Origin of the sequence: Aquimarina algicola, from assembly GCF_006443095.1 — a bacterium.
GTDB lineage: Bacteria > Bacteroidota > Bacteroidia > Flavobacteriales > Flavobacteriaceae > Aquimarina > Aquimarina algicola.
In genome coordinates, this window is the sequence record NZ_VFWZ01000002.1 from 1,237,310 (window position 1) to 1,262,322 (window position 25,013).

Annotated in this window: 19 protein-coding genes; 10 read left to right on the top strand and 9 right to left on the bottom strand. The window is 33.8% G+C overall.

The window, feature by feature from the left end:
* The first annotated feature begins 93 nt into the window (after positions 1 to 93).
* From FHK87_RS09510 to FHK87_RS26175, 4 genes are all read left to right on the top strand, one after another.
* Positions 94 to 657: a DUF2306 domain-containing protein gene (locus FHK87_RS09510; protein WP_140592439.1), complete on the top strand. Its 564-nt coding sequence runs from the start codon at positions 94 to 96 to the stop codon at positions 655 to 657.
* Positions 654 to 1,571: a YARHG domain-containing protein gene (locus FHK87_RS09515; RefSeq protein ID WP_226294169.1), complete on the top strand. Its 918-nt coding sequence runs from the start codon at positions 654 to 656 to the stop codon at positions 1,569 to 1,571. Before FHK87_RS09510 ends, FHK87_RS09515 begins: the two co-directional genes overlap by 4 nt.
* Positions 1,572 to 1,771: 200 nt before the next feature.
* Positions 1,772 to 1,951, top strand: coding sequence for a hypothetical protein (locus FHK87_RS09520; RefSeq protein WP_140592441.1), 180 nt, complete (start codon positions 1,772 to 1,774; stop codon positions 1,949 to 1,951).
* A gap of 186 nt (positions 1,952 to 2,137) precedes the next feature.
* The gene (locus FHK87_RS26175; RefSeq protein WP_226294170.1) at positions 2,138 to 2,278 is read left to right on the top strand and encodes a hypothetical protein; all 141 of its coding nucleotides are present in this window, start codon (positions 2,138 to 2,140) and stop codon (positions 2,276 to 2,278) included.
* A gap of 363 nt (positions 2,279 to 2,641) precedes the next feature.
* Here FHK87_RS26175 and FHK87_RS09525 read toward each other — a convergent pair whose 3' ends face one another.
* The 4 genes from FHK87_RS09525 to FHK87_RS09540 form a co-directional block, all read right to left on the bottom strand.
* Positions 2,642 to 3,079 (bottom strand): hypothetical protein, encoded by a 438-nt coding sequence (locus tag FHK87_RS09525; protein ID WP_140592442.1) that lies wholly within the window; start codon positions 3,077 to 3,079, stop codon positions 2,642 to 2,644.
* Complete coding sequence (locus tag FHK87_RS09530; protein ID WP_226294171.1) at positions 3,069 to 4,343, bottom strand: ABC transporter permease; 1,275 nt, start codon at positions 4,341 to 4,343, stop codon at positions 3,069 to 3,071. The genes FHK87_RS09525 and FHK87_RS09530 overlap by 11 nt, the downstream gene beginning before the upstream one ends.
* Before the next feature lie 26 nt (positions 4,344 to 4,369).
* Positions 4,370 to 4,999, bottom strand: coding sequence for an ABC transporter ATP-binding protein (locus FHK87_RS09535; protein WP_140592444.1), 630 nt, complete (start codon positions 4,997 to 4,999; stop codon positions 4,370 to 4,372).
* 239 nt (positions 5,000 to 5,238) lie between these two features.
* Positions 5,239 to 8,517, bottom strand: coding sequence for a S41 family peptidase (locus FHK87_RS09540; RefSeq protein ID WP_140592445.1), 3,279 nt, complete (start codon positions 8,515 to 8,517; stop codon positions 5,239 to 5,241).
* 360 nt (positions 8,518 to 8,877) lie between these two features.
* On the opposite strand from FHK87_RS09540, the gene FHK87_RS09545 reads away from it, so the two are divergent.
* Complete coding sequence (locus FHK87_RS09545) at positions 8,878 to 9,864, top strand: DUF3078 domain-containing protein (protein ID WP_226294172.1); 987 nt, start codon at positions 8,878 to 8,880, stop codon at positions 9,862 to 9,864.
* Between the two features lie 12 nt (positions 9,865 to 9,876).
* Here FHK87_RS09545 and hflX read toward each other — a convergent pair whose 3' ends face one another.
* Positions 9,877 to 11,085: a GTPase HflX gene (gene hflX, locus FHK87_RS09550; protein ID WP_140592447.1), complete on the bottom strand. Its 1,209-nt coding sequence runs from the start codon at positions 11,083 to 11,085 to the stop codon at positions 9,877 to 9,879.
* 171 nt (positions 11,086 to 11,256) lie between these two features.
* Between hflX and FHK87_RS09555 the strand changes: the two genes are divergently transcribed.
* On the top strand, positions 11,257 to 12,228 hold the full coding sequence (locus FHK87_RS09555; protein WP_140592448.1) for an endonuclease/exonuclease/phosphatase family protein: 972 nt from the start codon (positions 11,257 to 11,259) through the stop codon (positions 12,226 to 12,228).
* Between the two features lie 26 nt (positions 12,229 to 12,254).
* On the opposite strand, the gene FHK87_RS09560 is transcribed toward FHK87_RS09555, so the two are convergent.
* A complete protein-coding gene (locus FHK87_RS09560; RefSeq protein ID WP_140592449.1) occupies positions 12,255 to 12,920 on the bottom strand; it encodes an expansin EXLX1 family cellulose-binding protein in 666 nt (221 codons plus the stop codon).
* A 168-nt stretch (positions 12,921 to 13,088) separates the two neighbouring features.
* Between FHK87_RS09560 and FHK87_RS09565 the strand changes: the two genes are divergently transcribed.
* On the top strand, positions 13,089 to 13,589 hold the full coding sequence (locus tag FHK87_RS09565) for a GTP-binding protein (RefSeq protein WP_140592450.1): 501 nt from the start codon (positions 13,089 to 13,091) through the stop codon (positions 13,587 to 13,589).
* Between the two features lie 169 nt (positions 13,590 to 13,758).
* On the opposite strand, the gene FHK87_RS09570 is transcribed toward FHK87_RS09565, so the two are convergent.
* The gene (locus tag FHK87_RS09570; protein ID WP_140592451.1) at positions 13,759 to 15,177 is read right to left on the bottom strand and encodes an expansin EXLX1 family cellulose-binding protein; all 1,419 of its coding nucleotides are present in this window, start codon (positions 15,175 to 15,177) and stop codon (positions 13,759 to 13,761) included.
* Between the two features lie 362 nt (positions 15,178 to 15,539).
* On the opposite strand from FHK87_RS09570, the gene FHK87_RS09575 reads away from it, so the two are divergent.
* Both FHK87_RS09575 and FHK87_RS09580 read left to right on the top strand, forming a co-directional pair.
* A complete protein-coding gene (locus FHK87_RS09575; RefSeq protein ID WP_140592452.1) occupies positions 15,540 to 19,601 on the top strand; it encodes a DUF5689 domain-containing protein in 4,062 nt (1,353 codons plus the stop codon).
* 142 nt (positions 19,602 to 19,743) lie between these two features.
* A complete protein-coding gene (locus tag FHK87_RS09580; RefSeq protein WP_140592453.1) occupies positions 19,744 to 21,135 on the top strand; it encodes a right-handed parallel beta-helix repeat-containing protein in 1,392 nt (463 codons plus the stop codon).
* A gap of 72 nt (positions 21,136 to 21,207) precedes the next feature.
* Here FHK87_RS09580 and FHK87_RS09585 read toward each other — a convergent pair whose 3' ends face one another.
* A complete protein-coding gene (locus FHK87_RS09585) occupies positions 21,208 to 22,314 on the bottom strand; it encodes a family 16 glycoside hydrolase (RefSeq protein ID WP_140592454.1) in 1,107 nt (368 codons plus the stop codon).
* Positions 22,315 to 22,433: 119 nt separating this feature from the next.
* On the opposite strand from FHK87_RS09585, the gene FHK87_RS09590 reads away from it, so the two are divergent.
* The gene (locus tag FHK87_RS09590; protein ID WP_140592455.1) at positions 22,434 to 23,702 is read left to right on the top strand and encodes a hypothetical protein; all 1,269 of its coding nucleotides are present in this window, start codon (positions 22,434 to 22,436) and stop codon (positions 23,700 to 23,702) included.
* Positions 23,703 to 23,770: 68 nt separating this feature from the next.
* Here the strand turns inward: FHK87_RS09590 and FHK87_RS09595 are convergent, their stop codons facing one another.
* A complete protein-coding gene (locus tag FHK87_RS09595) occupies positions 23,771 to 24,904 on the bottom strand; it encodes a hypothetical protein (RefSeq protein WP_140592456.1) in 1,134 nt (377 codons plus the stop codon).
* Between the last annotated feature and the right edge of the window lie 109 nt (positions 24,905 to 25,013).

Genomic DNA, 25,013 nt, shown 5'->3' on the forward strand with positions numbered 1-25,013 from the left:
CTCTTCATATATTTGTTGAGGTTTTTATTTATGTATAAAACAACTACATATCACTTTTTACTTCTTCTAATATATACTTTCTTCTGTTTTTTGATGTTAAAAATCACGTTACAGTATTTTCCTATTGATTTTGACGTTGCCTTTTTGAGAATAAAACAACAATATATCCGCTTTACACATTACAAGATTGCCTTTTATATTCATGTCTTTTTTTCAATATTTTCACTTCTGGCAGGGTTTACACAATTTTCAACAAAAATACGGGTCAACTATGCGCGGCTACACAAAGGTATAGGATGGTTGTATTTGGTCTCTATTATCGTATTTGCAGCTCCATCAGGATTAATCATAGGGTATTATGCCAATGGTGGATTTTGGTCTCAATTAGCATTTTGTTTATTGGCTTTAGGTTGGTTTTGGTTTAGTTTGCAATCACTACTGGCACTAACTCAAAAAAAATATCGTAAGCATCAAATTTTTGCAATCAGAAGTTTTGCATTAACCCTTTCTGCCATAACTTTACGATTATGGAAATATCTGATTGTTCTAATATTTCAACCTCGCCCTATGGATGTATATCAGATAGTCGCCTGGTTAGGTTGGGTATTAAATCTTATTATTGCAGAAATCATCATTCAAAAATATATCAAAAAATGAGAAACCTGATCCTTTTTACCCTCGCGTCGTTGCTAATACTTTCTTGTAAACAAGAAAACAAACCACAAACCGATACAATAGAAGATACCATAACAGAGACGACACCTAGCCAAAAAAAAATCGAAACCAAAAAAAGTATCAATGATACACCAAAACCGACTGGAGATCACACTGAACTACTAGGGTACTATGTTGGTAGTTTTAATGCCGATGATTATGAAAATGTATATGAAAAAAAGGGATCTTTTAGCAATAAAATTAATATTGCTATCGATGCCATAAAGAACGATTCTATACATGGTCATTCTGTAGTTGCAGGTAACTCAAGACCTTTTAAGGGGATTATAGATGTAGAAACACTTTCTGTAAAAGTTACCGAACCTGGAGATAACAAGTATGATGGTATTTTTGAATTTACGATCTCTTCAGAAAAAAATACAATTACCGGTATCTGGATTGCAAATGATAAAAACCTTGCAGTGCCCAAAAGAAAATATGACCTCAATAAAAAAGAATTTACATATGAGCCAGAATTAAATTTGGATTTTAATGTCGAATATGACTACAACCTAAGTTTATCAAACTCTCAACTAGATGAAAATGGAGAAATGGAAGCGATCAATCCCAAAGTCATTGGCAAACTCAACGCTTCTACCCAAACACTCAACAATACCGATGTAGAAAACCTAAACAAAGGAGAATTAGAAGTACTACGCAATCTTATCTATGCCAGGCATGGGTATTCTTTCAAAAACCGTAAGATGCGATACTTTTTTGATAGCCAAATAGAATGGTATATTCCTATATCTACTGATATCAGAGATCAACTTACCAGTATAGAAAAGAAAAATATCGACCTTATCAAACGATATGAGCAACATGCTGAGAGGTATTATGACTATTTTGGGAGATAAGTTTTTTTAAAAAAGTACTGTTCTAAATTTTGTTAATCCTTTCACTACATTGTGAAGAATATGAATTAGAAAAAACAAACTTCTTTGAATTCATTTATTAAATAGAGTAAGAGAAGGTAACATTTTGCTTCGTTACGACACTCATATAATAAACAGTCATATTTTTAATAAGCATATAAGTTAATTTTAAAAATCAAATTATGAAAAAAATAAATGAATCATATATGTTAGGTTTGGGTAGTATTATATCAGTTATTGGCATGATGTTATTTACACTTGGACTTTCTCCAATATTATATCTTAGTACTTTTGCTTTTGCTTTAGTACTAATGGTTACAGCTGTTCTAATCAAGGCTAAAAAAGAAGGTACCGTTTTTTAAAAACATAAATATATTTTGTTAATAGACTTGGTAAAACATTAAATCCATCAATATAAAACGAACATGAAAAAAGAAATTGCTAATAACATCCCTTGGTTAATCCTTTTATTACTTTTTGCTTCTTATAAAGCAGGTGTTTTTGTGGGTAATCTGGGAATTGTATTACCATTTTAAAAAACAAAAACTATGAAAGATTTTATAAAAGACCTTACTAAAGAATTAAGTCTTATTACACCAGATACGATCCTATGGCTCTCATTTATAACAGTAGCGCTATTTTCTTTATTTTTTGCTATAGGATATGACTATGCAGGAGCAATGCACTAATCTAAAACCTTATATTATATGAAGAAAATGAAAACCAAAACTGTAGAAATTGTTCTTTGGAGTTGCTTTACAACACTATTAATATTTATGATTGGATATCAGATAGGAAAAGATATAGCGCTAATACATTAGCGAAATAATCTGTAATGCTAAACTCGATCAACATCCCACTAGGGTTGTTTCTCTCCTTGTGTGACCCTGAATCGAGTTCAGGGAGACGTACATTTATTTTTAACGTTACTGTTTTCAGACTATCTTCAACAAGCTCAGACTGACAGCACATCGTACTCTTTATACCTCAATCCTTAGACCTAATCCCATTGATAGTCCTCACATTCTCAAAACTCACACCGAAGCATTTCGTTAATCAACCAATGTTCCTTCGCTTTTTGTAAGAATATAATTAAAGTGATCAACATCTTCACTATTGAGTTTTAAAACCCCGGTAACAGTAATAATATCATCAGTTTTGAAAACAGGTTTGGATAAAAACTCTAATTCTATTGCAGTTTCTGGCCCACCAATTCCACAAAAGAAGCAAGCAGACATTGGACCTTTAGATAGAATATATAGTTTTCCTTTCGGGTCAATATTTAGAAAATACCCTGTGATCGTAACCTTTTTTCCCTCTAAACTTTTTATCGATTGTGAAAAATTAGGGTACAAAAAAGACTGATCATAACCAGGAAAATATTTATCTACAAACTTTACCTTTGATAGATCTTTCCAAGTAATTTTCTTTTGGGCAAAGGCTCCCAAGCTCAATAAAAGGATGATAGTAACTAAAATTTTATTTTTCACGGCTTAAAATACTTGATATACTCATTTTCATAATCGGACGAATCGCTAACAAAATTGACAAAATTGTTATCAACAAAACTAAACTTACCGGATATAATAGTTGCTCAAACGGTAAATTTTGTAAAATGTTTTGCTGTTTTGTACCATCTAAAACATTCAAAATATAATGTAGTGCTATTTTTAGAACAAAAAAACCAACTACAAATGCAAAACCTACGATTAACAACCCTTCGTAAGTTATAATCTTAATGAGTTGCACATTGCTAGCTCCATATGTTCTTAGAAGTGCAAGATCAAAAGCACGTTCTTTTACCATTTTATACAAACTGATAAAAATAGTAAGCCCGGAAATGATAAGGATTAAGTAGGCAATCCAAGAAACGGTTTTAAATCCAACCCCCAGAAACTGATATAATCTATCTAATTCATATTTTGGCAACGCCGCTTGCATATTGGTGTTTTTATTGATGTTTCTCGGAAAAGTTAAAAGAGCCGAGGGGTTTCTAAACAAGATCAAAAGCGAGGTGATCTCCTTCTCTTCTTGATGTTGATCATGGCTATTATGATTATCGTGGTCGTCACCTTGAACATGTTCTTTTGCTTCCTCTTCTCCGTCATGATCATCGTGGTCATGATCTTCAGCATGTTCTTCTGCTTCCTCTTCCTCGTCATGGTCGTCATGATCGTGTACTTGCCATATGCTTTCTAAATTAGTAATAATTAATCGATCAATCACTCTTTGAGTTGGGGTTAAAATCCCTACTACTGTTAATTCATCTGAATGTACGTCTATCTCATTTTCAATCAATCCATGAGAGCTTAAAAAAGTGTCTCCTATATTGAGATAAAGCCTCTCTGCCACTAGATACCCCAAGACAACCTCCATAGGTTTTTGTACAGGATTTCCTTTTTGTAATGATGCGCCATAAAGAGCTATAAACTCTGACGTAGTTCCAACAATACGATACCCTTTGTAATTATCTCCATAAGAAATAGGAACTGCTTTTTTGATCATCGGATTTTTTCTTATTTTTTGGGCTTCATCATAAGGTATATTTCCTGTAGGATTATCTAAATGTAGTACTGAAGACACTACTAATTGCAGCGGACTACCCTTTGCCCCAATCACTAAGTCAACTCCTGCTAAATTATTTTTAATCTGGTGTTCAAAAGAGTTTTTAAGTTGTTGAACCCCTAATAAAAGTGCAATACTTAGCGCTAAAATGAAGATACTTAAAAAAGTATATAAGGGTTTGATCTTCATATTTTGTATGCTAATCTTCAAGAGATTCATATCGTAATTGTATTAGAAAAAAATGATTTCACTCTGTGATCGTGAGTAATTACAATAAGGTTTGCTTCAGTTTGCTTGGCTTGTTTTTTAAGAAGTTCTATAACAATTTTGCAGTTTTCGTCATCAAGACTTGAAGTAGGTTCGTCTGCCAAAATAACTTTTGGGTTGTGTATAACTGACAATGCAATCCCCAAGCGTTGCAATTGCCCTACACTAAGCTCTTGTATAGCGCTATTTTTATACTCAATAAGACCTAATTCTATTAATAATTGATCAATCGCTTTGGGATGAATAGCTTTTTTGCTAAAAAAAAGACGTGCTTGTAAATTTTGAAAGACATTAAGTGATTGTATCGCATGACTTTTTTGAAATACAAGACCGATATTTTGTCCTCTAAATATGTCTAGTTTTCTTGCTGATAAAGAATTTATAGCTGTGTCTGCTATGCAGATGGTACCATTTACAGGTTTTAATAAGCCTGCTAAAAGATGTAAAAACGTAGTCTTTCCTATTCCTGATTTTCCTAGGACAAGTAAGTCTTCTTGCTTTTCTAAAAAGATATCCGGAAAGCTAAAAGTGTGTTGCTCCTTTTTATAATAAAATGTGAGGTTTTCTGTTGTTACCATTTAATGCTACCATAATTGATTGATCTTATTTAGATCGCTTATCATATTACTTAGTATAACTGCTTTTAGCCCCCCTTTGTTACATTGTATGTAGCTTAATAAGGCATTTCCTTTTTGTTTATACCAATAAAGCTACTTAGAGTATATATTATTGATATTGAATCTAACAAAAATCCACTCTTTTTATATCTATAAAAAGAGTGGATTTTTTTAACCCTTCAAAATAGTAGTAGTGAGTACTATTTTGACCTGTCCTCTGGAGCAGGTACTTTTTGTTTAGGTTGTTTGTCTTTTTCTTCGAGCTTATTTAAGATTTCACTTATCGCTCTGTCTAATTGTACATCTATACCCTGTGCTTCTTTACCCGGATCTTCGGCAACATAAATATCAGGGTCTACCCCATGCCCTTCTGCAAACCAGGTACCATTGGGATAATACATTCTAAAGGTTGGTACGGTTACAATCCCACCATCTATAAGCTCTGGTGATCCTGAGATTCCTATAAGTCCACCCCATGTTTTTGTACCGATAAGCGGCCCTATCTCTCTTTGTCTGAAATAATCAGGAAATGCGTCGCCGCCACTACCACTCCAACCATTGATCAGCATGGCTTTTGGACCGTTATGAGAACGTGGTGGCCAAGTCCAATCTTGACCATCTCTTACTTTAAAATAATTCAATACCGGGCGATCTAGTAATTCTACAAATCGATCAGGGATTTGCCCTCCGTTGTTAAAACGCTCATCTATGATCAATCCATCTTTGTGATGCTGCCCATAGAACATTCTTACTAACTCTTCTTGACCATCTATTCCTGTACTAGGTACATAAATATAGCCTATTCGGCCACCAGATTTTTGATCAACATACTTGCGTTTTTCTTCTATCCATGCTAGGTTTCTTAATCTTCTTTCGTCTGCTAGTGTTTCTACCAAATATTGCTTACTGTTTTTACCATCCGGGGTTTTGCTTACTGTAATTTCTATAGTTTGTCCAGCTTTGCCCTCAAGAGCTACATATGGGTCTTTGTAATCGGTAAGGGTAATGCCGTTAATTTTTAAGATATAGTCTCCTTCTTCTACCAAAACACCAGGCTTTTTGAGGGGTGACTTTACTTCGGTATCCCATGCAGCAGGAGTAATAATCTTTTTGATCCTGTATTTACCTTGATCAATCTCCCAATCTACCCCTAGATATCCCATTTTTTTGGTTGCAGCTCTTTCTGCATCTCCTCCTCCTCTATAAGTATGTGACGCGTTAAGTTCAGCAATAACAGATCCTATAATTTTATTAAGGTCGTTACGGCTGGCAACATACTCTAGTAAAGGCTCATATTTTGCTTTTATCGCCTGCCAGTCTACACCATGCATGTTTTTGTCGTAGAAAAAGTCTCGTTGTAATCGCCAAACGTCTGTAAAAATCTGTTTCCATTCTTTTTGAGGATCAACAGTCATATCCATATTAGAAGTGTCTATCTTATCCTCAAAAGATTGGTCTTTGGCTACATCAACCACACTCATTTTGCGGTCGCTAAATGCCAAAATACTTTTTCTGTCAAAAGACAATTCGTAATCATCTACATTTTTGAGAATTACTTTTTCTTCATCTTCTTCAAAGTCATAATATTTTAAAACTGATTTTTCTTCGCTAGCTCCTGTTCTTGAGTGGGCTAAAAAGATAATTTTATTTTTGGCAGCACTCAACCTACCGATATTGCCTAATTTTACAGGTAGTATGATCATTCTGGACTCGATCTCATCAAAATCAATTACTGTAGGGGTGGTTTTTTCTTCGTCCTTGTCTTCTTTTTCTTTTTTCTTACCCTTTTTGTCTTTATCCTTTGTCGTATTTTCTTCTTGTATGGCTACAGTATCATTTTTGAGCTCGATAGGATGTACAGCATCTTTTGTAAGGGGAAGCATAGCAATTTTTGTCGAGTTGGGATAAATCCAGCTATTATCAAAATCACTATATAAAGGATCAAAAGCTCTGTCTGTAGTACAGTAAATATATTTATTATCTTCAGAAAATACAGGATTACTTTCATTATAAAAACCTGAGGTAATAGTGTGTTTCTGTTTTTTATCTACCTCGTATACAATAATCTGCTGGTTATTATTTTTATGAGAGTTCGCATAGGTAACATACTTGCTGTCATTTGACCAGCTTGCAGAAAAACCTGATAATCCTCCTTGAAAGAGTTGTGTCTCTTGATCTATAATGGTAATGGTATTTGCAGTTATATCAGCAAGTCTAATCTGCATCGCTTGATCTACAAATATTAGTTTTTTGCTATCCGGAGACCAAAATAATTGATATCTAAATCCGGGACCTTGTTGCCCAATTTGTTTTTCTGAATTATCTTTTAGATCCCTGATCATCAATTCGTATTCTCCTGTTTGATCACTCCAATAGGCAATATACCTGCCGTTTGGAGACCAACTGGGGTAGCGTTCTGCAACACCACTGGTGCGTGTAAGATTTTGTGTAATCCCTTCTTTTTTGGGAACCGAAAAAACCTCTCCCCTTGCACCTACAATCACTCTATTGCCATCTGGTGCAAGATGAACGCTATGAATATATTTTTCAGCTTTTTTTACCGTTGGTTTAAGTTCTGTAAAATCACCTACTACGTTTATAGATACTTCTTTTGTGTTTTTTGAAGCAAGGTCTAACAGGTATAATGTTCCGCCAGCTTCAAAAACAATTTCTGAAGCTCCCATAGAGGGGCGTTCAATATCAAAATCTTTGAAAAACGTGATCTGCTCATGCGCTTTTGAATCAATATTATACTTCCAGATATTAAACTTTTTGTTTTCATCTCTATCAGATACATAGTATAGGTCATTATCATCCCACATAGGCACCTCATCATTATTATCACTTTTGGTAATGTTTTCTGAGGTTAATGTTTTTAAATCAAATAGGTAGATATCTGCTGCCATACCACCTCGGTATCGTTTCCAGTTTCTTCTCAATCTGGATTTATCAGTCATGGCTACGCGATTGCCATCTTTGTGTATATCGAGTTCTTCTACTTTGCTCATCGGCATTTTGATCGGCAAACCACCTTCTGCAGAGATTTTGTAGGCTTGTGAGAAACGTTGCTTACCACTTTTCATATCAGAGGTATAGATCAAATATTTTCCGTCAGAAGTCCACCCTTTGATCTCATCTGGCATCCCATGTGTAGTAATGCGTTTTGGGATACCACCTGTTACGGGAATGGTATAAACATCGGTATTACCATCATAATTCGCATTGAATGCTATGGTTTTTCCGTCAGGAGAAAATTTCCCCATAGTTTCGTTACCCTTTTTGGTGGTCAACCGATAAGCAGTACCACCGTTTTTGCCAACGATCCAAAGATCATTTGCATAGGTAAAACAAATTTGAGTAGCAGAAACATCCGGAAATTGGATCATTTTTGCAGGTAATTGACTAAACATTACCTGAGGTAATAAATACCCCAAAATAATAAAGAAAGTGTGTGTTGTGAATTTTGTTAAAGAATACATATCTAAAATTTTGATTGATGTTTGTTGTATTAGTAGACTTTATAACAATAAAAGAGTTACATCGTATGTGTTAAATATGCTATTTTTTTTGATGAAAAAGACGCTAATACAATATCACTTAGTATCAAAAATATGTGAAAAACACTTTTTATTTTATAAAATCAGATACGTTAACCTATCATTAACCGTTAATAATAGCACTGTAGTCACAAATGTTATGTTAATTATCATAAGCGTTTTCTTATAGTTTGGGAAAAACTGAATACATCTTTTATATTTGTTCCCTGCCCCAGTAATGTATTTGTTTAAATGAAGAGAATTTTTTTATACGTCTTTCTACTTCTTTGTATGACCAAAACTATGGGGCAAGAAGAAAAAACAGCCACGCAAGACTCTATACAGAAAGCGATACAAGATTCTTTAAAAATTGCTTTGAAAACTTTACTCAAAGATACTCCTGTAGATATTAATGTAAAAGTGCTTGAAGAAACCCTTAAAGAAATAAAACCTAAACCTGTAAAAAAAGAATTTATAGAAGGTTGGAGAACCAAAGGCGAGTTTTCCTTATTATTTAATCAATCTGCATTTAATTTTGATTGGCAAGCTGGGGGTACTTCTAATATTGCAGGTAATAGCTCGGTAACCTATGATTTTGATTACAAAAAAGGTAGTTTTTTGTGGGAGAGCATGATCAAAGCCGATTATGGGTTATCTTTCTTGAAAGATGAAGATTTTCCACGAAAAACCGATGACCGTATAGAGATCGATACCCGAATTGGTCAACGTATCGGGCAAAGTAAATGGAACTACTCTTTCTTTGCTAATTTTTTATCCCAATTTGATAAAGGTTTTCGTTTTACTACAGACCCCGAAACCGATGAAACCATACGAATAGAAGAGACACATTTTTTCTCTCCTGCATTTATACAAGCCGGCCCTGGTTTTTTGTGGAAAAAAAATGATGACATTAGTGTAAACATAGCACCGGTTACTTCTCGTATGATTTTTGTTGACAAAGAGTTTACAAATGTTGAAGGTTATGTAGATGGAGACTATTTTGGGGTAGATGCAGGAGAAAGTACCAGATTTGAGTTTGGTGGCTCTATCTCGGCAAATATAGATCTTACCTTGGCAAAGGATTTTACAATGAAAAACTCTTTGAACCTATACTCTAACTATATTGAAGATGTAGATAATATTGATATCGACTACACAATGGATTTAAAACTAAAGGTAAACCGTTACATCTCCAGTAGTTTTATATTTCAGAGTATCTATGATGATAATGCAACAGGCGCTTTCCAAATACGACAGGTATTAGGTATTGGACTCAATTATAAGTTCTAAAAAAACCTTCGATTATTCTTCAACAATTTCTGGATATAAGAAATTATTATATGGAAAACGGGTTACATGTATATCTCTTACTGATTTGTATACTCGTTTTCTAAACTCTTCTATATTTTCTTTTTGTGTTGCAGATATAAATAAGGCGTTATCTCCTATCCTACTCATCCAAGTTTGTTTCCACTCGTCTAGGGTGTAATGCGCTGCTGTTTTTTCGGTGATAAGGTCATCTTCGTCTATAGTTGCATGTGTATACGCATCTATTTTATTAAAAACCATAATAGTCGCTTTGTCTCTACATTTGATCTCATTTAATATCGTATTTACCGAATCAATATGATCTTCGAATTGAGGGTGAGAGATATCTACCACATGCAATAGCAAATCTGCTTCTCTAACCTCATCTAGTGTACTTTTAAAACTTTCTACAAGTTGTGTGGGTAGTTTTCTAATAAATCCTACCGTATCACTTAATAAAAAAGGTAAGTTACCGATAACTACTTTGCGTACGGTTGTATCTAAAGTGGCAAATAACTTGTTTTCGGCAAAAACCTCACTTTTGGCAACAGCATTCATAAGTGTTGATTTACCAACATTGGTATACCCTACAAGAGCTACACGAACCAATTGCCCACGATTGCCTCTTTGCGTTGCCATTTGTTTATCTATAGTTTGTAGTTTCTTTTTGAGTAATGAGATACGGTCTCTTACAATACGTCGGTCGGTTTCTATTTCTGTTTCTCCAGGACCTCTCATACCAATACCACCTCGTTGCCTCTCGAGGTGAGTCCATAACCCCGTAAGTCTTGGTAATAAATATTGATATTGTGCCAGTTCTACTTGTGTACGTGCATAACTGGTTTGGGCTCGTTGTGCAAAAATATCAAGGATCAGATTGGTTCTGTCTATAATTTTTGCTTTCAAAATCCGCTCTATATTGCGTAATTGTGCAGGGGATAATTCATCATCAAAAACTACGGTACCTATCTCATGCTCTTCTACATAGGCTTGTACTTCTTCCATTTTTCCGGTACCGATAAAGGTTTTAGAATTGGGCATATCCATTTTTTGAGTAAATCGCTTTACGACTTCTCCACCGGCAGTATAGGTAAGAAACTCTAATTCGTCCAAAAATTCGTTTAGCTTTTCCTCTCCCTGATTTTTGGTAATGATACCTATCAAAATTGTCTTTTCGTATACTACTTCTTTTCTTTCTAACATTCGCTAACTACTCTTCAGTGTTCTTAATTTGTTATCTTGTGCGTGTTAATGCATCACAAAAGTACAATAATTATATACGTAAGGCTTTAAAAAAAGCATTATACAAATCGTTGCTTTTGTGATCATTAATTTTTTGATACACCATGTTAATTACAATTCTTAATTTTAATTATGTCGTATAGACCTTATTTTACCAAACAACAAACCAATTATTACACTGTAGGGTTTTATAATCTTGAAAACTTATTTGATATACAAGATAATCCTCATACTCTGGATAATGATTTCTTGCCGGATGCCGAAAAACGCTGGAATCGTGAACGATATGAAAAAAAGATTTTTAAACTAGGTACTGTGATTTCTAATATAGGTTTTGCTCAAACAAGAAAAGCTCCGATATTATTAGGTGTAGCCGAGGTAGAAAATAAAAAAGTGCTAGAAGACCTCATCGCTTCTAAACATCTTAAAAATAAAGATTATGGAATTGTACATTATGACTCTCCTGATGAGCGAGGTATTGATGTAGCATTGCTATATCAAAAACAATATTTTACGGTTACTAATGCTCAACCAATATCTTTACTTATCGATAACCCTAATGGAGAGAGAGATTATACTCGTGATATCCTATGGGTTACCGGTTTTTTGAATGATGAGGAAATCCATATCCTGATCAATCATTGGCCTTCTCGTAGGGATAGTGCAGAAGGTACGGCATATAAACGTATTGCCGCAGCGCAAAAAAACAGAGAGATTATGGATCAGATTGCAGCAGAAAACAGTAATGCCAAAATAATTATCATGGGTGATTTTAATGATGATCCTCACAGTACAAGTATTAGAGATCACCTTGTACAACAAGATCTATTTAACCCTATGGAGCGCCTGCATACCCAACATTCAGGAAGTTTGAACTATAGAGGACAATGGAATTTATTTGATCAGATTATCTTCAGCCATAATTTTCATAAATTCGAAAAAGGAAAACACTCATTTTCTACTGCTACTATTTTTGATCAGGACTTTTTAAAGATTTATAAAGGCTGGCACAAAGGAAAACCCTTTAGAACGTATGTAGGACGAAAATATGTCGGGGGTTACAGTGATCATTTTCCCGTGTATATACAACTAAAACTCAACTAAAGTTCAATCTACGGCCTTTGGGTTTCTTAAAATTGCCTTTGGGTATCAATATCTTTTTTATCATTAATCAAGAGATCTTCCAGAATCAATGTTTTTCCAGAAATTGAAGTGATTTTAAGTTTCATAGGGGGGTGAATGCCTTCGGTAGCTACAAAGTAGTTATACATTTTCCGCTTGACGGGTATCCAACTATTACCTTTAAAATATGCCAATGTTTTTACTACCTCTTTTGCGTCTCGTATTTGAATCCCTGTCCAATATTTTGAAGATCCTGCTTTGAAATTGACTTTTATAGTAGCACCAGAAGACAACTTGCAAGGAATAAACTGCCAAGTAACAGGCACTCTCCCAGAATTTATATTGCCAATTTTGGCAAAGGCTTCTTTGGTAATGTCTATATCTCCCGGTTTACACCCAGGACAGCGATCTACTATCTTTACGATTGCTTTTCCTTGCGGTCCTTTTATTTCTATACATGCTCCACAAGCCATACTACCATCATAGTCTTTTGTATTCAAAGCGCCGTGCATGGTATCATTTATCCCAACAGGAAGTGAGCAATTTCCTTTTGCACTACCGGCAATGCCTTTGTAAAAAGTGGCTTGCCCGGTTTTGATATCACTATTACATTGTGCTACTACACTCAAATAACAAATTGAAAAGAGTATAAAAACAAAAACCTTTATCTTCATAAAACGTGTCGGTTAACTGCCATCAAAACATTGTTCTTATAAACAAACGAAATATTTTTTGACTTCTTGTGTTGCTCATGAGAGTAGCAAATGATCTATCAAAGAAGCTGACAAATGTCATTTGTAAATTGTAAAAAAAGAAGTAGCATTGATTTTATATTTTTTTGCATGAAACTCTCTAACGATATTGTTCTACGACCACGTTTTTTTGAGGATCTTGATATTCCTGCAGAAAAACTATTAGATGCTTTTGAAGAAGAAGGAAGGTCGAATAAAAAATTTAGCATTACCAGGATAGATCACCATGTGTTTATTAGATTCCCAAAACACAAACAGAGTTTTTGGTCTCCACAACTCCATTTAGAAATCTATCAATACCCAAATGAACCTACAAAACTAAAAGGGCTTTTTGGACCTAGCCCCACGGTGTGGACACTTTTTATGTTTTTACATTTTATGGTCGCCACTTCATTTATTGGGGCTTTAATTTGGTTATATGTAAATATAAGTCTTCAAAAATCATATTTTTTTGCTGTAGTAACACTAATTTCTCTCTTTATAGCATGGTTTGTTCTTTATTTCGCAGGACGCTTAGGTAAAGAATCAAACAAGAACGAAATGTTTATTTTACATTATTTTATGAAAGATACTATACAGGCTATTAAATAGTTTTGTATAAATCCTTTTATTTGTTGATCTTTTTTTAACATAGCTTCGGGACAATACCCATTCTAATCTTCTACCTTGCACTTTGCAAAAAAATCACAAAAGCAGTCTTAAAAAAACCCTCCATCTTTAATGGAGAGTTTTTTAAGGAGCAATAAAATATAATACCCTATTATTCTTTTACTACTTTGACTGTTCTATCATCTATCTTTATAATATAATATCCTTTAGGGTAAAGTGATAGGTCTATTGTATTTCCTTTTCCTTCCGAAAGAATTTCTCCCTTTATATTTTGTAGTCTCCAATGACTTGTATTTCCTTGTAAAGTAACTATAGAAGAGGTTGGATTTGGATATACTTTGAATTCGTTTCCTGTAGTTACAGTGCTTGTTTGATTAGAATTAACTTTACTACTGTTTGAGTTAGCTAAGGAAGCTGACCAGTAATTCAAATTCATTCCTGGTTTTATCACATTCAACCTAATTTTGTGTTTTCCTTGAGATAAAGAAACATTAGGGATTACAACATCAGTATATTGTTGCCAGTTCCCAGTATTCGGCAGCATAATCTCTTCTGAGACAGTTACTCCATCCACTAGTAACTGTAGAGATGATGTATTAAAAATAGAAGCTGTTCTCAATATAAAATCATATATTCCAGACTTATTAACTTCTACAGTATATGTTAACCATTCACCTGCATTGGTCCACCCCACATTAAAAAGCCCGTTAGTATCTTGTGTGTTTTGAATATCAACTCCTTCGTTTCGATATTGACCTCCTCTATTATTTGTATCACTATCCTTGTAGGCTATACCTTGCCCTCCTTTATCAAAATCTTCTGCTTCTACACGACCAGGGATTATATGATTTTTAAAAGATTGATTTTCGGTTATCGATCCTTCTTCTTCGCAATTGGGTGGTGTACTAAATTGAACTTTGGAGTCAAAATCTGCGCTTGTATTTATGACAATATCATTAAGAATTAATTCTTCTCCTACTACAGAAGTAATTCGTAGCTGCATTGGAGATTCGATACCCGTTGGTTCAATAAAAAAATTAAATAATTTTCGTTCTACATTTATCCATGTATTATTTTTTCGATATTCCATTTTTGATACTGCATGTTTGAGATCTCGAAATTGTATTGCAGTCCAATATTTTGAAGAACCTGATTTAAAATTGACCTTAATTGTTTTATTCGCTGCCAATGGACATGGTACAAATTTCCAAGTAATGGGTACTCTCCCATCTATCGGATTCGCAACCTTAGCAAATGCTTGTTGTGTTAGATCTACATCACCAGGTTTACATTCAGGACAACGATCCACTACCTGTACGATAGTTTTGCCTCGAGAACCCGTTACCTCAAGGCAAGCGCCACAGGCATTACTTTCATCGTAGTCAGTATTATTCAATGCGCAATGCATAAAATCATTTACTGCTACTGGTAATGAACAATTACCTCCTTCGCTTCCTGCGACACCACCATAAAAAGTAGCTTCTCCGGATTTTATACTGTCATTACATTGTGCAACAAAATCTACATAGCATAATACACATGCTATGAGAATTAAAAATTTAATTTTCATAATTTAGGTTTTAAGAGAGAATTATTATTCTATTTGGTTAGTAAAAAAAATGGATATAGAATTATATTCAATATTTTATCAAGCAAATCTATGAAATTTAACTATGGAGCATTTAATATTTTCTTGACAATTAATCTTACTTTACCAATATGTATAATCAAAACTCATATTCAATAATAGGCTTACTTTTTCTTTTTTTCTAGCCATAAACATGTTATAAATTTAAATATCTATTTTTTCAATTAAATCCATTGATTAGAAATTACTTATTAAAGTTTTCTTAACACAACAAACGCAATCAAATCATTCTATTATCATACCTTGCGCTCTGCAAAAAAATCACACAAAACAAATTAATTGTCATGAAGTTAAAATTACTTTTAATTCCACTTGTTGTCTTTTGTTTTTTAGGCACTCAAGAAGGATTTTCGCAATCTGTATTTATCAATGAAATTCACTATGATAATGCCAGCACAGATGTAGAAGAAGCTGTTGAAATTGCAGGAACAGCAGGAACAGACGTATCAGGATGGAGTTTGGTTCTATACAACGGTTCTAATAGTCTGGTGTATAATACCATTTCACTTTCTGGTAGTATTCCTGATCAACAAAACGGTTTTGGAACTTTGGTAGAGATACTACCAACTAATGGTTTACAAAATGGTGCCCCAGATGGGATTGCTTTAGTAGACGCAAGCAATACTGTTGTACAATTTCTTAGTTATGAAGGAAGCTTTACTGCTGCCGATGGGCCGGCTTCTGGGATAACAAGTACCGATATTGGTATATCAGAATCAAGCAGTACTCCTGTTGGTGCTTCTTTACAACTTACAGGAACAGGAACTTCTCCTGATGAGTTTACTTGGCAAGTAACAACTGCTAATACATATGGAGCAATAAATACTGATCAAATTTTTGGAACTTTAGAAATTACTCCGGTAATCAACGAGTTTGTATTCAATCATACACAATCGGATACCAATGAGTTTGTAGAGGTATTAGCAAAAGCCAATACAGATCTTAGTGAGTACTGGTTATTAGAAATCGAAGGAGATAGCAATGCTGCGGGTACAATCGACGAAGTGATCCAACTTGGTACGACAAACGCTGATGGATATTTTACTACTCCATTTGGTAGTAATATTTATGAAAATGGTACTGTAGCACTACTATTAGTTAAGAATTTTACAGGCACTCTTGGCCAGGATCTTGATACCGACGATAATGGTGCTTTTGATAGTACTCCATGGGAAGCTATTATTGATGGTATTGGTGTAAACGATGGTGGTAATTCTGATTTTAATTACGCAGAGGTAACATTATTACAATCTTTTGATGGCATCTCTTTTACCGTAGGAGGAGCTTCTCGTTTCCCTAACGGTCAAGATACCAATTCTCCAAATGATTGGACAAGAAATGATTTTGATGGTAATGGATTACCTGATTTTCCTGCTGCAGTTGCAGAGTCGGGCGAGGCTATCAACACACCAAATGCTGAAAATAAAATTGCAACTGATGGTGGTGGAACAACTACTGTAATCATTAACGAAATAGATGTAGATACACCGGGTTCTGATGCATTAGAATTTGTAGAGCTTTATGATGGCGGTATCGGTAATACCTCATTAGAGGGTATGGTTTTAGTAAACTACAACGGTAATAATGACGCTAGCTATAATGCATTTGATCTAGCCGGATTTTCTACAAATGCTGAAGGGTATTTTGTAATCGGTAACACAGATGTTGCTAATGTAGACTTGGTAGTACCTTCAAACTCTTTTCAGAATGGGGCAGATGCTATAGTACTTTATTTTGGAAATGCTACTGATTTTCCTAATGGTACAGCAGTTAATACAGAAAATATAATCGATGCTATTGTTTATGGAACAAGTGATCCTGATGATGCAGAATTATTGGTGTTATTGAATGATAATCAACCACAGGTTGATGAAAACGCAAATGGAAACAAAGATGAAGAATCATTACAGAGAATCCCTAATGGAGAAGGTGGTGCTCGTAATACAGTTTCTTATGTTGCTAAAACACCTACACCAGGAGCTGATAATGATGGTATTATCATCACGCCTCCTAGTGAACTTATTTCTATTGCAGAAGCAAGACAGTTTCCTGAAGGTACTCCTGTAAAGATTACTGGAGTATTAACGGTAACCGACAGTTTTAACGGTCCAGCATTTATACAAGATAATACTGGTGGGATTGCAATCTTTGACGATCAAATACAAGCAAATCCAAACCTAAAAGTCGGCGACTCTATTACTGTTTCAGGAATTAGAGATGACTTTAATGATCAAATACAAATCAATTCGGTTTCTGAAGTAGTGGATAACGGAACTCCACAAAACCCAATTACTCCTTTAGATATTACACTAACACAATTATCAGAACACCCTGGAGAATTAGTGCGTATTGTAAATCCAACTTTCCCTAATCCGGGTGATTTGTTATTCGGTAATTCTAATTTTACACTTACTGATACTAGTGGCGAAGGGCAAATGCGCTTAGATAATGATGTTGCCGAAGTAGTGGGCAAAGCACAACCGGATTCTTGTGGAGAAGTTATAGGAGTCATAGGGCGATTTAGAGATACATTTCAATTGTTACCAAGACAATTATCTGATATCTCTTGTGCTGTAGACTTTATCCCTCCGGGAGATACTATTGGTTTTCCAAAAGAAGATACATTTGATGTAGTAGCATGGAATATAGAGTGGTTTGGTGATGAAAATAACTCACCTGTGGGTCAAAACCCAATGTCTGATGCTATACAAAGAGATAGTACTGCTACTGTATTAAGAAAATTAAATGCAGATGTATATGCTGTTGTAGAAATTGCAGACGATGCTTTGTTTGCAGAATTAGTAAGCTTATTACCTGGGTATGATTATGTACTCTCTGACGCTTTTTCTAATCCTACCTCAACGAGTTCTGTTCAAAAAGTTGGATTTATCTACAATACAGAAACGGTTTCGGTTGTAGAAACTCGTGCTATGCTTAGATCTATTCACCCATTGTATAATGGTGGTGACGATTCTGCTTTGGTCAATTATCCAAGCGAAACATCAAGATTTTTTGCTAGTGGAAGATTACCGTTCTTAATGACTGCTGATGTAACAATTAATGGCGTTACCGAACGTATAGACCTTGTTGCATTACATGCCAGAGCAAACAGTAGTAGAGATCCTCAAAACAGATACGACATGCGTAAGTATGATGTAGAGGTATTAAAGGATTCACTAGATGTTAATTTTGCTAATAATAAGGTGATCTTATTAGGAGATTATAATGACGATGTAGATGAAACTGTAGCAGATATTCCTTCAACAATATCAAGTTTTCAGGAATATGTAGATGATAGAGATAATTACACTATCATTTCTGAACAACTAAGTGCTGCCGGGAGAAGATCATTTGTATTTCGTGAAAATATGATAGATCATGTAGGGTTTACCAACGAATTGAGTGATTCTTATATCGATAATTCTGTTACAGTACATTACGAAGTATATGACAATGATTATGCAACTACTACTTCTGACCATTTACCGGTATCGGCTAGGTTCTTATTTGAACCACAATTTGTAGATAATGATTGCAATGGTGCGTCTGTAGTAGCTTTTGAGCAAGGAAGAAGAAGAGACGGAAGAAGAGTTTCTAGAATAAGAAGTAATCCTAAGCGTGCATTAGGAACAGCTAAAGAACGAAGATATTTTAACTTTGTGAGTTTAGGTTTTGGTGGATCTATCACTGTAGAACTTAATAATGAGATTACTGATAATCCTGATGCTAATGAATTTGCAGTACTAGAATCTACAGGGTTCTTTGATAACATCCCATGTCGTTTTTATCCTGAGACCGCAGAAGTATTTGCATCACAAGATGGGGAGAACTTTGTCTCGCTAGGAACTACTTGTCAGGATGGAGAGTTTGACTTAGCAACAGGTAATCTGGATACTGCAAAGTATATTCGCGTTGTTGATATTAGTAATAAATATGCTTTTCCTTGGTTCTTTGCAGATGGATATGACCTTGATGCTATTGTATGTCTTCAAAATGGCGAAACTATTGCTCGTAAAAACACAATTGCATACGCCAAAGACCCAACTGCTTTAGAAAGTGAATTATTAGACAAAGAATTAGCCTTAGAAGAGGTACAGCTTTCTGTTTCTCCTAACCCGGTAAAAGACCAATTATTTTTAGAGTTTGGTGCTTTGACTTCCGGAAATATCGATGTAACCATTACAGATGCAACCGGAAAAACAGTATATGTACAAAATATAAAACTCGTACCGGGACAATCAAACATACCTGTAGATATGAGTCAATATCCTAGAGGATTTTATATTGTAAATGTTTCTACTCCTGGAGGAAATCTTAATACAACACAAAAAATTATAAAGCAATAAGCATACATAATTTATAATTAAAAAACCCGGTTGAAAAAATAATTCAACCGGGTTTTTATTTTGGTTAAATCTATTTTTCGTTCTTTAAAAAAAGTATTATTTTGCTTAGAAATAACATTTGTGTCCCCAAAACCAATCAATTATGTCAACTTTACGAATTTTTGTATTCCTTATTTGTTTTAGCTTCTTATTTTCTTGTGATAGCGAACCTAGTGACAATATAAGTGACCCTGTAGTAGGTTTAACGCCTTCTGACCCTGATGATCCAAATGCCGTAGTAGGCCCAATGGATGCCACAACAACAATACCCTACCCATCGATTCCTGACAAAGAATATACAATAGAGCTCGATAGATGGGATATACCAAATAATAGAACAGAACCAGAAAAAACAACAGACAACCTGCAAGCTGCCATTGATTGGGCAGTTGGAGAAGGATATGGTATCATCCGACTTCCAGAAGGTCATTATCTAGTTGGAAAATATGGTAATGATATCTATCAAGCTGGTATAGAGCTTAAAAATGATATGGCTTTTATGCTGGATAAAAATGCAGTAATAGAAATGGCTCCAAACGATAAATGGAACTATTGTGCTATCGCAGTTACAGAAAAAGTAAATGTATTAATCTCTGGCGGAACAATAGTAGGAGATAGAGATAATCACACGTATACGCCCAGACAAAATGATGGTAGCACTGTTCATGACGAAGGCCATCTTATTTGTATTCAAAACGAAAGCGAATATGTCACTGTAGAAAATATGGTGTTAGGTAAAGCAAATGGAGACGCTATACTATTGGTAGGTCAAAAAGGTGAAGGGTCTTCTGTAAAACATATCGTAATTCGTAATAATAATATGACAGATAACCGAAGACAAGGAGTTTCTATTGTAGGAGGTGTAGATGTATTGATAGAAGATAATGAAATACATCACACCAAAGGAACTTCTCCACAATTTGGTATCGATGTAGAAAGCTTAAGATATACAAGCGCAGATATTACCATTAGATCTAATTATTTTCACCACAACAGAGGAGGGGATATTGTAAATACTGATGGAAAAAATGTAATTGTAGAAGAAAATATCTTGACACAAGGAGAAGGTAGTGAATACCTAGATGGACCTTTGGTATATTGGAAAAGAGGAGATCTTACTATTCGTAATAATGATATTACAATGCTTTCTGTATCTGCTAATAATTGGAATGGAATCATTATGTATTCTAATGATCAACCCAAAACAAACCCTGCCACTACTTATATCTATGAAAACACTTGCAATAATTGTGGTTTTTATATGTACAAAGGTGCTGATTTGGAGATTAAGAACAATTACCTAAAAAATGGTCATCTCGCCTTTAAAGAGATGGAAAATCTTACACTTGAAAACAACAGAGTAGAACACCCAAACCGTTGCTGGGCATACCGATTTTTGGAGGTTAGTGGTAAAGCAACTGGAAACACCTATAATGGAGAAGCTTTTGACATTCCTTTGACCAATCAACCTTGGGATGGTTGTTGGATACGATAATAACTTTTTAACGCTATTTAGATGACACAACCCCTCTTTGTTAACAAAGAGGGGTTGTTTATTTAATTAAGACTAATCATCTATTCTAGCAATAAATCCCCAATTTGTATGTTGAAATCGCCCTAAATATTTAAATCCCTTACCAAAAAATGCTGCGTCTCCTTCACTTACCATTAACAATTCATTATTTCCTTTTTTCAAGCTAATATTTATCCTAAATGTGTCATCAAATACTCGTTCAAATTTTATTTTTTTTGAACTAAAAACTTCTTCTCCATTGAGTATAATTTTTAATTTGCCCACAAAATCAAAATGTATAACGCTATTTTTGTTTTCTTCAGACTTTAAAGTTTTTTTTGCAATAACTACGCCCTCAGGATGTTCAAAATACCTTGAAAAATTTACATAGTTATCATTTTTACTTTTAATATTTCTCCATACAAAATCAGTACCTTTCAGCTCAGTATTAAGATGACCTTGTAGTGTATCTCTTTGAAATTGCTGTGAAATTTCCCAGTCTGTTAAAAAAGTTTTTTGATCAGGTGTTAAAGAATTCCCCGAGTTTTTTTCTGATATCGTAGCGTATTTTATGTTAGCAAAATAACTTGTGCCAAACAAACTTCTCAAAATAAAATTACCTCCAGATACGTCTGTTTCTAGTAAAGTTACATCCATTTGAGGTACGGGATTATTATCTACAAATACTTTAAGATTATTGCCTTTTACTTCTATTGTTGTATGAAACCACTCTAAAGATTTTATGTCTGCTTTAGTTTCATATTTTGGATAATTGTAAAAAACCCAACTCAATGCGCCATTATATATGGGTATATATTGTATTGCTTCTTGAGTATTTCCCATTCCTGGTCTAAAATATATAAATTGATAGTTGTTTTTATTTGCAACTCTAAAACCCAAACCAGACATAACTTCTCCGGCAATATCCATATCAACCCTAAAATTTTTGATATCCAGATTTTCTGTTAACACTATGGTTTGGTTTTTTCCATCAATTTTTACACATGATTTACCTTTGTAGATTGTATCTACACGTGTAGTCGGTTTATTTTCCTCATCTAGAATTATACACTGGTTTTTTTTAAATAATATACCTTGCCCGAACGTAGATATTGTAAAAAATAATGTGAGCAACTTTAAAATAGCTTTTTTTGAATTCATATAGTAAATATTTAGATTTTGTGTTTTGATTCTAAACTAAATCACAGGTACCAAAAAGAGAGATTCATTTTTTGATTATTTTAGAGTCATTTTTCAATCAAAATCTTATAGGTCTGTTTATGAATTTTTTAGCAGAAATCGATCAAAAATTACTAGAAGCTATAAAGAAAAAAATAGAGCTTGCTTCTGGCCTAGAAAACAAAACAGAATGGGTACAAAAAGATTATGATTTTTTAGCTTTTTTTATTGAAGATGAAACCGGAATTCGTTTAAGTTTATCAACAGTTAAAAGAATCTGGCGAAATGAATTCAATCGCCTTCCTCATATTTCTACTTTAGATACATTATCGAAACTAGCTTACAAAAAAAATTGGAAAACCATCAAAAAACAATGGTTAGAACAAGAGCATAAAAAATATAAACCCAATAAAAAAAGTAAAAACCTAAATATCTATCTTATTAGTTTACTTGCTACTGCTCTTATAATAGCTTTTGGAATATTTATGTTCTCTAGAGAACATAAAATATCGTTGGATGATAAAGAAAATATTACTTTTCATTATAAGAAATCCGTACAAGACACAATTCCTAACACAGTAGTATTTTATTATAATATCGAATCTATTGAAGCAGATCGGTTCTTTTTGCAGCAAAGTTGGGATAAAAGTCGAAAAGTTGAAATCTATAAAAACAACACGCAACAAACAGATATTTATTACATTCCCGGTTACTTTAATGCTAAACTTTTTGCAGACAAAGAAATCGTAAAAGAAATACCTGTACATATCACATATAAGGACTGGTTTATAGCCGCAAGACAACCAATGTCAAACATTAAATCCTTTGGTAAAAAATATTGGTTAAAAAAGCCTTATTTAGGTGTTGATAAAACATCATTACAATCAAAAAAAATTGATCTCAATGAGAACTTTCAATTAGCATTTTATTATGTAAAAGACTTTAAACTTGATGGTGATAATTTCTACTACACAACAATGTTAAAGATGGAGTCTTTAGAGGACTTTTCATGTTCAAAAGCAAGTCTTCATATTCAAGCAGAAAACGGCTATTATTGGATAATGCTTGGAAATAAAGGATGTGAAAGTGAATTAGCGATGCGGTTTGGTGAAAAAAATTATATTGGCAAAAACTATGACTTAACAAAGTTTGGTACCAACATATATCAATGGCAAAAAGTAGAACTTGATGTTCTTGATAAAAAGGTAACTATATCTATAAATGGAAAAATCATATTCTCTGATAATTACGAGAATTCTTTGGGTGCTATAAAAGAAGTTAGTTATTTTTTTGATGGTATTGGAGTTATTGATAATGTAGAACTGAAAAATACTAATGGAAAAGTTATCTTTTCTGATGATTTTGAATAATCATACAAAACCCCTGTAAATTAAAACTTACAAGGGCTTTTTGATATTAATAACTACATCTATTCTTCTTAAGGTTTCTCCCATTCTTGCGGTTCTAAAAGTTTACAATCACATATTGTTTTTGAAAGCTCTAAATTAAGTAGTACGATCAATGATTCTTCCCATTCAGGTTGATAAAAAGTAATTTTTTCCAGTGTTTCTTCAAATGCTCCTACATTACCATAATCCAAAAGTCTTGGGCAAAAATTGTTGCAAAAACTTAATCTCGGCTCTTCGCTTTCGCATACAAAACAAGGACAAGGATCTAATTGACCATATATATACTTAAACTTAATTCTTGGAATCTTCTTTTTAGGAACAAAAATAACCCCTGATAACCCTATAAGTTCTTCTGGTACATCAATGTTTTTTTCAAAAACTAAAGATGCAACCGATACTTCTTCTCCCTCATATAATACCGTTCCCCCAAAAACATGAATGTTTCCTGTTTTTAATCCTTGGTTAACCCATTCTTGTGATTCTTTTTCTAACGGTACATCTTCTATTTCAAATTTTGAGAAAAACCACTCTAATGGTTTAACTGTTGGAAATTTTGATAACGCATCACTATAAAATTTAAAGTCAGGATTTATATTCTGCTGTACAAACGCATGGTATGAGCTCAACATATCAATTACTCTCATATCTTTATCTAACTCAATTTGTTTACTACAATTATCTGAGTCGCAAAAAGTAGCATACGACTCTTTACAAAAGCCATCATAACCACATTGATAACCATCCATAGTATATCCTAATTCATCATAATCAAAACCTAGTTTTGGAGTAAGATATCTGAGAATCTCTTCATAGTCTTCATAGGTTTTTAAAATAGGTAAATAACTAAAAGTGGTAAACCCTCTTTCATTAAATCCAGTTTCAATAATAAATTCATAAAGTAGCTCTTCTGTAAACACTTTGTTTAAAAATTCGTCTTTTCTTATGGCTTGAATTAACTCTTGTTGATTACGCACAATTCCACTTTCTGGATTATCTCTTAATGCTTCAAGTTCTTCTGCGGTAGTAGCAGGTTCAAAATCCAAGTCCGTTTTTAAGGGTATTTCACCTTGGTCATGCTGTATATCTTGGGTTTGTGTACAAGAATGAAACACTGTAACCAATACCAAAACAAATAGCCCCTCTAAGATTCTTTTTTTATTCATAATTGTTTGATTTTAAGTAATTTATTACAAATTTGATAGATAAAAAAAATAGAAACAAGGGGTTTTTAACTCGTTTTTGCGCGTTAAAAGACCTGATTAAGAATCGGGT